The organism is Micrococcus sp. CS26 (genome assembly GCF_055522295.1).
Window position 1 is genome coordinate 17,882 of record NZ_JBVFVY010000024.1, and the last position, 9,594, is coordinate 27,475.

8 protein-coding genes are annotated in these 9,594 nt (G+C 75.5%); all 8 read right to left on the bottom strand.

Going from position 1 to position 9,594, the window contains the following annotated elements; genetic code table 11:
- Positions 1 to 188: 188 nt before the first annotated feature.
- The 8 genes from ACZ1IK_RS09760 to ACZ1IK_RS09795 all read right to left on the bottom strand — a co-directional run bounded on the left by ACZ1IK_RS09760 (position 189) and on the right by ACZ1IK_RS09795 (position 9,126).
- The gene (locus tag ACZ1IK_RS09760) at positions 189 to 1,898 is read right to left on the bottom strand and encodes a CTP synthase (protein WP_080695883.1); all 1,710 of its coding nucleotides are present in this window, start codon (positions 1,896 to 1,898) and stop codon (positions 189 to 191) included.
- Between the two features lie 9 nt (positions 1,899 to 1,907).
- On the bottom strand, positions 1,908 to 2,873 hold the full coding sequence (gene xerD, locus ACZ1IK_RS09765; protein ID WP_063189197.1) for a site-specific tyrosine recombinase XerD: 966 nt from the start codon (positions 2,871 to 2,873) through the stop codon (positions 1,908 to 1,910).
- Positions 2,870 to 3,577, bottom strand: coding sequence for an NUDIX domain-containing protein (locus tag ACZ1IK_RS09770; RefSeq protein ID WP_063189195.1), 708 nt, complete (start codon positions 3,575 to 3,577; stop codon positions 2,870 to 2,872). The genes xerD and ACZ1IK_RS09770 overlap by 4 nt, the downstream gene beginning before the upstream one ends.
- 41 nt (positions 3,578 to 3,618) lie before the next feature.
- Complete coding sequence (gene recN, locus ACZ1IK_RS09775; RefSeq protein WP_036315738.1) at positions 3,619 to 5,361, bottom strand: DNA repair protein RecN; 1,743 nt, start codon at positions 5,359 to 5,361, stop codon at positions 3,619 to 3,621.
- Positions 5,358 to 6,446 (bottom strand): NAD kinase, encoded by a 1,089-nt coding sequence (locus ACZ1IK_RS09780; protein WP_465098483.1) that lies wholly within the window; start codon positions 6,444 to 6,446, stop codon positions 5,358 to 5,360. Before ACZ1IK_RS09780 ends, recN begins: the two co-directional genes overlap by 4 nt.
- A gap of 115 nt (positions 6,447 to 6,561) precedes the next feature.
- Entirely contained in the window at positions 6,562 to 7,404 is an 843-nt protein-coding gene (locus ACZ1IK_RS09785; protein WP_041105368.1) for a TlyA family RNA methyltransferase, read from the bottom strand.
- On the bottom strand, positions 7,397 to 8,227 hold the full coding sequence (locus ACZ1IK_RS09790) for an HAD-IIA family hydrolase (protein WP_052520132.1): 831 nt from the start codon (positions 8,225 to 8,227) through the stop codon (positions 7,397 to 7,399). Before ACZ1IK_RS09790 ends, ACZ1IK_RS09785 begins: the two co-directional genes overlap by 8 nt.
- The gene (locus tag ACZ1IK_RS09795) at positions 8,224 to 9,126 is read right to left on the bottom strand and encodes a hypothetical protein (RefSeq protein WP_230594554.1); all 903 of its coding nucleotides are present in this window, start codon (positions 9,124 to 9,126) and stop codon (positions 8,224 to 8,226) included. The genes ACZ1IK_RS09790 and ACZ1IK_RS09795 overlap by 4 nt, the downstream gene beginning before the upstream one ends.
- Positions 9,127 to 9,594 lie beyond the last annotated feature (468 nt).

Here is a 9,594-nt window from a genome sequence, read left to right on the forward strand (position 1 = left end):
ACACGTCGCCCCATTCGCTCGCGGCGCGGTGCCGCGTGCACGACGACGGCGGGTCGCCCCGGGTGGGGCGGCCCGCCGTCGTCGTGTCGTCATCGGTGCGACGCCCTCGCAGAGTGGTCACGACACGCCGCGTGCCGGGCGCGGCGACGGCGTGTCGTGACCACTGTGTCGGGCCGATCGTCGGCCCCTCAGCGCCGGGCCGCCGCGTCGGCGCGGCGGGCCAGGCCGGCGGCGACGAGGCCGGCGAACAGCGGGTGCGGGCGGGTCGGCCGGGAGGAGAACTCCGGGTGGGCCTGCGTGGACACGTAGTACGGGTGCACGTCCCGGGGCAGCTCCACGAACTCCACGAGGGCGCCGTCCGGGGAGGTGCCGCAGATCGCGAGACCGGCCTCCTCGAGGCGGTCGCGGTAGGCGTTGTTCACCTCGTAGCGGTGGCGGTGGCGCTCGGTCACCTCGGTGGTGCCGTAGGCCTCGGCCACCACGGAGCCCGGGCGCAGGGTCGCGGGGAAGGCGCCCAGGCGCATGGTGCCGCCGAGGTCCCCCTCGCCGGCCACGATCTGCTCCTGCTCGGCCATGGTGGCGATCACGGGCGAGGCGGTCTCCGGGTCGAACTCGGTGGAGTCCGCGTCCTCCAGGCCGAGGACGTTGCGGGCGTACTCGATGACCATGGACTGCAGGCCCAGGCACAGACCCAGCGTCGGGATCCGCTGCTCGCGGGCGTGCCGCAGCGCGCCGAGCTTGCCCTCGAGCCCGCGCACGCCGAAGCCGCCGGGCACACACACGGCGTCGACGTCCGCGAGCGCCACCGCCGCGCCCTCGGGGGTGGCGCACTCGTCCGCGGCCACCCAGCGGATGCCCACCTTGGCCCGGTGGGCGAAGCCACCGGCGCGCAGCGCCTCGGTGACGGACAGGTAGGCGTCCGGCAGGTCCACGTACTTGCCCACGAGCGCCACCGTGAGCTCGTGCTCCGGGTGGTGCACGGCGTCCATGAGGGCATCCCACGCGGTCCAGTCCACGTCCTTGAACTTCAGGTCCAGGGACTGCACCACGTGGGCGTCGAGGCCCTGGTCATGGATGACGCGGGGGATGTCGTAGATGGAGGGGGCGTCGGCGCAGTTGACGACGGCGTCCTGCGGGACGTCGCACATGCGGGCGATCTTGCCGCGGACATCGTCGGGGACGGCCCGGTCCGAGCGCAGCACGATCGCGTCCGGCTGGATGCCGATCGAGCGCAGGGCGGCCACGGAGTGCTGGGTGGGCTTGGTCTTGAGCTCCTGCGAGGGGCCGATGTACGGCACGAGGGAGACGTGCAGGAAGAAGACGTCGTCGCGGCCGACGTCCTGGCGGACCTGGCGGGCGGCCTCGAGGAAGGGCTGCGACTCGATGTCGCCGACGGTGCCGCCGATCTCCGTGATGATCACGTCCGGGGCGGGGCGGTCGCCGCGGGGCTCCGCGGGCAGGCGCATCCGGCGGCAGATCTCGTCGGTGATGTGCGGGATGACCTGGACGGTGTCCCCGAGGTACTCGCCGCGGCGCTCGCGGGCGATCACGGTGGAGTACACCTGGCCGGTGGTCACGTTGTCCAGGCCGTCGAGGTCCTCGTCGAGGAAGCGCTCGTAGTGGCCGATGTCCAGGTCCGTCTCGGCGCCGTCCTCGGTGACGAACACCTCGCCGTGCTGGAACGGGTTCATGGTGCCCGGGTCCACGTTGAGGTAGGGGTCGAGCTTCTGCATCACCACCCTGAGCCCGCGCGCCTTGAGCAGGTGGCCGAGCGAGGAGGCCGTGAGCCCCTTGCCGAGGGAGGAGGCGACACCGCCGGTCACGAACACGTGACGGGTGACGCGCGTGGACGTCTGAGTACGAGAAGTTCGTTTCACCACGGATTTTGAGCGTATCAGGTGCGGGGCTCAGCGCGCGCGCGGATGCGCGGCGGAGTAGACCTCGCGCAGGGAGTCCACGGTGACGAGGGTGTACACCTGCGTGGTGGTCACGGACGCGTGCCCGAGCAGCTCCTGGACCACGCGGACGTCCGCGCCGCCGGCCAGCAGGTGCGTGGCGAAGCAGTGGCGCAGGGTGTGGGGCGAGACGTCCGCCTCGAGGCCGGCGCGCTCGGCCGCCCGCTTCAGCACGGCCCACGCGGACTGCCGGGAGAGCCGGCCCCCGCGGGCGTTGACGAACAGGGCGGGCGTGGAGCGTGTGACTCCCGTCATGATCGTGGGCCGTCCCCGCACCAGCCATGCGTCGAGCGCGGCGGCCGCGTAGGAGCCGATCGGCACCACGCGCTCCTTGGACCCCTTGCCGAACAGGCGGACCACGGGCTGGCCGCCGTCGTCCCCGGTCTGCGCGAGCCCCACCACGTCGTCGACGTCGAGGCCGACCACCTCGGAGATGCGGGCGCCGGTGCCGTAGAGGAACTCGAGCAGCGCGCGGTCCCGCAGTCCGGCGGGGGTGTCGACGGGCACGGCCTCCAGCAGCGCCGTCACCTGCTCCACGGGGAGCGCCTTCGGCAGGCGGTCGCCCGGCTTCGGCGGGTGGACGTCGCGGGCGGGGTCGGCGGGCGTGAGTCCCTCGAGGGCCCAGAACCGGTGCAGCCCGCGCACCGCGGCGAGCACGCGGGCGGCCGAGCGGACGGCGAGCGGGCGGCCGCCGTCGTCGCCCGTGGCGAGGGCCTGCAGGAAGCCGGCCACGTGGCCGGGGTCGACGTCCCCGGGGGCGCGCACCCCGGCCGCCTCGAGCCAGCGACGGTAGCGGGCCAGGTCGCGCCGATAGGCGGCCAGGGTGTTCTCGGCCAGGCCCCGCTCGACGGCGAGATGGTCCAGGTGCCGGCGGAAGGGTGCCGCGAGCGCCGAGGTCTGCGGCGCGTGCGGGCTCACGCGGACCAGTCCGCCCCCGGGGCCTGCCGGTCGGGGACGAACGGCGCGTCCACGGGACGCAGGCGTCGCCAGCCCTGGGCCCGGTGGGCGCCCAGGGCCAGCACGGCGACGACGGTGGATGGGTTGTGCACCCGGCCGTCCAGGACGGCGTCGGTCACCTCGTCGACGCCGACCCACACGAGCGGCATGGCGGCCTCCTCGTCCTGCCGGGTGTGCCGCTCGCCGTCGGGGATCTCTTCGATCTGACGGGCCAGGAACACGCGGATCGCCTCGCTGGAGCCGCCCGGGGTCGTGTAGTAGTCGACGAGGGTGTGCCACTCGCGGGCGCGCAGGTCGGCCTCCTCGGCCAGCTCACGGACGGCGACCTGGTGGAGGTCCTCCCCGTCCACGTCCCGCAGGCCCGCCGGGATCTCCCACAGCTCCATGCCCACGGGGTGGCGGTACTGGCGGACGAGGGCCACCTGCTCGCGGGGGCCGGTGGTGGTGAGCTTGGTGCGGACCGCGAGGATCGCCACCGCGCCCGGGTGCACCATCAGCTCCCGGGTCAGCGGTTCCCGGGACTTGTCCGCCGGGTCCAGGCGGAACGACTCCCGGGCGATGTCCCACACTCGGCCCTCGTAGACGGTCTTCGACTTCTTCACCGGGCGGGGGACGTGCAGGTCGCGCAGGGGCGAGCGTCCCGCGGACGCGGGGATCTCAGGCATGGGGCGATCCTTTCATGTCGGGGCGGCGTCCGCGGACGGGGTCAGCCACGTTCGCGGGCGGAGGACTCGAGCAGCTCCCGGGCATGCTCGCGGGCCGCCGCGGAGTCGCCGTGCCCGGCGAGCATGCGGGCGAGCTCCTCGACCCGCTCGTCGGCCGTCAGCGTCACGACGTCGGAGGTGGTCACACCCGCGGCCGGGTCCGAGTTCTTCTCCACCCGCACGTGCCGGTCCGCGTAGGCGGCGACCTGGGGCAGGTGCGTCACGGCGATGACCTGCACGTGGCGGGCGAGCCGGGCCAGGCGGGCCCCGATCCGCACGGCGGCCTCACCGCCCACGCCGGCGTCGACCTCATCGAACACGAAGGTGGGCACCGGGTCCGTGGCGGCCAGGACCACCTCGAGGGCGAGCATCACGCGGGAGAGCTCGCCGCCGGAGGCGCCGCGGCCCAGGGGCCGGGGCTCGACGCCCGCGTGGGGGCGCAGGGCGAGCGTGACGTCCTCAGCGCCGTACGGGCCGAGACCGTCCCCGGCGACCGGCGTCAGCCCCACGTGGAACGAGGCGTCCGGCATGAACAGGGCGTGCAGCTCCTCGGTCACCGCGGTCTCGAGCCGCTCGGCGGCCTCGGTGCGCAGGGCGGTGAGGGTCGCGGCCCGCTCGCGCAGCGCGGCGTCGAGCCGGTCGACCTCCGCCTCGAGCTCCTCGAGGCGGCCGGAGTCGCCCTGCAGCTCGTCCAGGCGCGGACGCTGGGTCCGGGCCCAGTCGATCACGTCGGCGAGCTCGGGCCCGTAGAGCCGCTGCAGTCGCGTGAGCTCGGCCAGCCGCGACTGGGCCGCGTCGAGGTCGGAGGCCGCGTCGGCGTCCAGGTCAGCGGTGTAGCGGGCCAGGTCGCCGGCGATGTCCGAGAGCACGACGGCGGCCTCCGCCAGGCGCGCGGCCGCGGCGGCGAGCTCGGGGTCGTCGCCGGGGGCGGCGAGCACGGCCTGCCGCGCCGCCTCCACGAGGCTGACGGCGCCGGGGGTCTCGTCCATCGCGTCCACGTCGGGGCCGGCCAGTCGGGCGTGCGCCTCCCCCGAGGCGGCGCGCAGCTCCTCGACGTCCTCGAGCCGGCGGATGAGAGCCCGCAGCTCCTCGTCCTCCCCCTCCTGCGGCTCGGCGAGGTCGATCTCCTCGAGCGAGCGCTGGAGCGCCTCGGCTTCGCGGGCCCGCTCCTGGCGGTGGGCGGTGAGCTCCTGGCGCTCCCGACGCGCGGCGGCCCAGGCGGCGTGGTCCGCGCGGTAGGCGCGCAGGGCCGCGGCGAGCTCGGCGCCGCCGAACGCATCGAGGGCGTGCCGCTGGGCGTCGGCGCCCTGGAGGCGGACCTGGTCGTTCTGCCCGTGCACGGCCACGAGCGTGGCCCCGATCTCGGAGAGCAGGCCCACGGGCACGGAACGGCCGCCGGCCGCAGCGCGGGAACGTGTGCCCTCCCCCGACGCCGTGACGCTGCGGCTCAGGACCAGGTCGCGGGTGCCGTCGTCGCCCTCGTCCACGACCGCGCCGGCCTCCTGAGCCAGGCGGAGCGCCGCGTGGTCCGCGGCCACGCGCACGCCGGCGTCCACGACGGCACGGGACGAGCCCCGGCGGACCGCGCCCGCGTCGGCGCGAGCACCGAGCAGCAGGCCCAGGGCGGTGACCACCATGGTCTTGCCGGCGCCGGTCTCGCCGGTGACGACGGTGAAGCCGGGGTCCAGGTCCACGGTGGCCTCGCCGATCACGCCGAGCCCCGAGATCCTCAGATGGTCGATCATGCGTCCTCCCCGGGGTGACACGCCCCGCGGTCGCGGTGGCGCTGGATGTCCGCGGGCGAGAGCACCGACAGCGGCATGGTGGCCGGTTCGACGACGTCGGGACGCGGCCCCGCGTGCCGCGGCTCGACGGTCTCCACCGCGTGGAGCACGCCCGCCCGCTCCTGGGCGGTGACGGGGCCGCGCCAGCCGTCCGTGGGCAGCCGGAACTTGCGCACGAGCCGTTCCGCGAAGGGCGTCGGGTTGAGACGGGCCAGGCGCACCGGCTCCGCCGACCGGGACACCTCGATCCGGGCCTGCGGCGGCAGTTCGACGGTGCGCCGGCCGTCACACCACAGCACACCGGTCTCGCGGGTGCGGGTGAGCACGTCCACGCCGATCGTGGAGCGCGGACCCACCACGAGGGGGCGGGTGAACAGGGCGTGGGCGCTGATGGGCACGCACAGCAGGGCCTCCACGGAGGGCCACACGACGGGGCCCCCGCCGGAGAAGGCGTAGGCGGTGGAGCCGGTGGGGGTGGCCAGGACGACGCCGTCGCAGCCGAAGGCCGTCAGCGGCGAGTTGTCCACGGAGACGACCACCTCGAGCATCCGCTCCCGGTGGGACTTCTCCACGGAGGCCTCGTTGAGGGCCCACGTGCGGGCCACCTCGCGGCCCTCCACGAGCACGACGACGTCCAGGGCCATGCGCTCGATCACCACGTAGGACTCCGAGGCGATCGCCTGGACGGTGCGGTGCAGGTCGGTGCGCTCGGACTCGGCGAGGAAGCCGACGTGGCCCAGGTTCACCGCCAGCAGTGGCACGTTGTGGCCGCGGACGAAGTCGGCCGCCCGCAGCACCGAGCCGTCGCCGCCGAGGACGAGGCCGAGGGTGATGTCCTCGAGCTCGCAGTCGACCCCGAGGGCCTCCGGCGCGAACTCCGGGGGGTCCCCCGCGGCCGCGCGGATGGCGGCCACGTCCTGTTCGAGCATGACGCTGACCAGGCCCTCCTCCGCGAACATGCGGGTGGCCTGCAGCGCCGCGCTGATGGCGTCCTCGCGGCCCGTGTGGGTCAGGACGAGGACACGACGTCCGGGGGTGTAGGGCATGGTTCCTTCCGCGAGCCGGGGTGCCGGGCACTGCGCTCCAGGATAGCCACGAGATCGGACACGCGAACCGGTGGCCCCGCGCCCGTGGACGGGCGGCGCCCCCCCCGGACGCGGGTCAGGACCAGTCGATGTGGGCGCCCCGGACCCACCCGGCGGCGCGCTCGTCGGCGGGCGTGGCCGGGCTCGTCCTGCCGGCCGGGTCGTCGGCCGCGGTGGCGTCGGGGCGGTGGAGCCGCAGGAAGAACTCGGCGTTCCCGTCCTGGCCGGCCAGGCCGGATCGGGTGAGGCCGCGGGGGGCGAGGCCGGCGCCCAGCGCGGCCGCGGCCACCCCGGCGACGGCGTCGCGGCGGGCGTCCGGATCGGTGACGACGCCGGAGCGCGGCAGGGCGCGCCGCCCGACCTCGAACTGGGGCTTGACCATGAGCAGCAGCTCCGCGCCGGGTCGGCACACGCCCGCGAGCGGGGCGAGGACGAGGCGCAGCGAGATGAAGGACAGGTCGGAGACCACCAGGTCCACCGGACCGTCGATGTCCTCGGCCCTGAGGTCGCGGACGTTGAGCCCCTCGCGCACGAGGACGCGGGGGTCGGCCCGGACGGTCGGGGCCAGCTGGTCGTGGCCCACGTCCACGGCGGCCACCCGTTCGGCGCCCCGCTCGAGGAGGACCTGGGTGAATCCGCCGGTGGAGGCCCCGGCGTCGAGCGCCTGGCGGCCGGCCACGGCGACGTCCGGGAACGCCTCGAGCGCGCTGACGAGCTTGTGGGCCGCGCGGGAGACGTACCGCGGGCCCGGGTCGCGCAGGCGCAGCGTGGCGTCGGCGGCCACGCGGTCGGAGGGCCGGCGCACCGGGCGGCCGTCGAGGAGGACCTGCCCCGCGCGGATGAGCGCCGCGCCCTCCGTGCGGGAGCGGGCCAGGCCACGGGCGGCCAGGGCGACGTCGGCGCGTGCGGTCTCAGCCACGCCGCGGGTCGGCGGAGGTCTCGGCACCGCCGCCGAGCAGAGCGGGCAGGTGCGCGCGGACCCACGTGGGCCGGTCCGGCCCGGGGGCGGCGGCCGCGGTCTCGCGCGTGTCGATGCCGGTCAGGACGAGCACCGTGTCGAAGCCCGCCGCGTTGCCGCCGCGGATGTCCGTGTCCAGACGGTCGCCGACCACGAGGGGACGGGCCAGGCCGAGGGCCTCGGCCGCCGTCCGGAACAGTCGCGGCTCGGGCTTGCCCGCCGCGACGGGCGCGGTGCCGGTGGCCCGGCCCACCGCCTCGACGAGGGCCCCGTTGCCGGGGGCGATCCCCTCCGCGCGCGGGATCGAGGTGTCCAGGTTGGTGGCGACCCAGGTGGCCCCGGCGCGCACGGCGTACGCGGCCTCCGCCAGATCGGCCCAGCCGAGACCGGGGTCGAAGCCCTGGATCACCGCGTCGGGACACTGCGCCGCGGACGCGACCACCTCGTAGCCCCGCTCCTCGACCACGGCGCGCAGGTACGCCGAGCCGACCACGAGCACCCGGCCGGTCCGGCGGCCGAGCGTCTCCTCGAGCAGGTCGACGCCCGCCGGTGCGGAGCCGAAGACCTGCCCCGCCTCCGCGGGCACCCCGAGCGTGCGGAGATGCTCGGCCACGGACTCCGGCGCGCGAGAGGCGTTGTTCGTCACGAACCCGACCGGCACGCCGCGTTCCTGCAGCGTCGACAGCGTCTCGACCGCCCCGGCGATCGCACCGTCTCCGGCGTACACGACGCCGTCCAGGTCGCACAGCAGCCCGTCGTGACCGTCGAAGAACGTGGTGCTCACCGCTCGTCTGCCTCCGGGGCCTCGAGGTCGTCGAACAGCGACAGCTGGTTCGGGTCGACCTCGTCCGGGGCGTCGACGGCGGCCGGCGGCTCCGCGCTGGCCTCCTGCCGGGGCGCCTCGGTCGGCTCCGTGACGGACTCCGGCTCCTCGGCCGGGGATCCGTCCGCCGTCGCCTCCGCACCGGCCTCGGCCGCATACCGCTCATGGCGCCGTTCGCGGGGGGACGGGCGGCGGTCCCGGGGGTCCTCGACCGGCTCGGTGTCCACGTCGATGATCTCCGGGTCCGCGAACCCGCCCACGCCGAGGGCCTTCTCCGCGACGCGCACGGCGCGCGCCCAGAGCCGAGCCTCCTCGCGGCGCCCCAGGGCGAGCAGCACGTCGGCCTGACGCTGAAACAGCCGGGGAGAGAAGGGGTAACCGCGCCGACGGTCCAGTTCCGGGATCTGCAGGGCCTCATGGGCGCCCTGGAGGTCGCCGGCGTCCTCGCGGATGCCGGAGACGACCATGGCCAGCTCGGCCCGCGCCGCCCGGTCCAGACGCGAGGCATCCACCTCGGCGGCCAGCTGCAGGGCCTTCTCCGTGCGGCCGAGGGCACGCTCGCTGTCCACCTGCGCGGCGATGTGGGTGTCGTCGCCCGTCATGCGCCGGTAGGTGCGGAACTCGCGCAGCGCGTCGGCGTACTCCCCCGCCGCGTAGGCGGTGAGCGCGACGGCCTCGCGCACGCGTGAGAGGCGGCCGCCCTTGCGGGACGCGGCGAGGGCGTGCTGGAACGCCAGCGCCGGGTCGACGTCCAGGTAGCGGCCAGCCATCACGAGGTGCTTGGCGACCCAGCTGGCAGGACGCTCGTCAAGCCCGTTGATCTCCTTGAGCGTGCCGCGGTCGAGCTCCTGGCCCGTCACGTCCGGGTCGATGTCCGGGGAGCGCTCCTGGTCCGCACGGTTCGCCGCTCGGAGGTCACCGGGATTGTGCGCGGGTCGTTCGGCGCGGTCCTCGCGACGAGAGCCCGTCGGCGCACCGCGGCGCTCGGGGCGTCCGCCCCCCTGGCCCGGGCCGCGCCGCCGGTCCTCGTGAGGCCCGCCGGAGCGGCGCCGGTCACCGGCACCGCTGCGAGGACGTCCGTCGCGGTCACCGCCACGACGCCGGCCATCACCGCCACCACGGGGCCCGCGGCCCTCGGATCCGCGGTCCTCGCGGCGCTCTCGGGGGGTGTCCTCAGCCATGGTGTCCTTCCTGGGCGTCACGCCGCGACGGTCCGCGGGAACGCGGTCTCTGTTCCTCATGTGCCGGCCTCGCGGCCGGGTCCTCAGGGGACCAGGCTAGTGCCCGGAGCCTGTGGCAGACCGTCCTTGCGGGGAAAACAGTCCAGA

What these genes read in the sequence shown, in the direction of transcription:
- ACZ1IK_RS09770 (WP_063189195.1), bottom strand. Translation starts at nt 3,577, where the DNA reads ATGCCTGAGATCCCCGCGTCCGCGGGACGCTCGCCCCTGCGCGACCTG.
- recN (WP_036315738.1), bottom strand. Translation starts at nt 5,361, where the DNA reads ATGATCGACCATCTGAGGATCTCGGGGCTCGGCGTGATCGGCGAGGCC.
- ACZ1IK_RS09780 (WP_465098483.1), bottom strand. Translation starts at nt 6,446, where the DNA reads ATGCCCTACACCCCCGGACGTCGTGTCCTCGTCCTGACCCACACGGGC.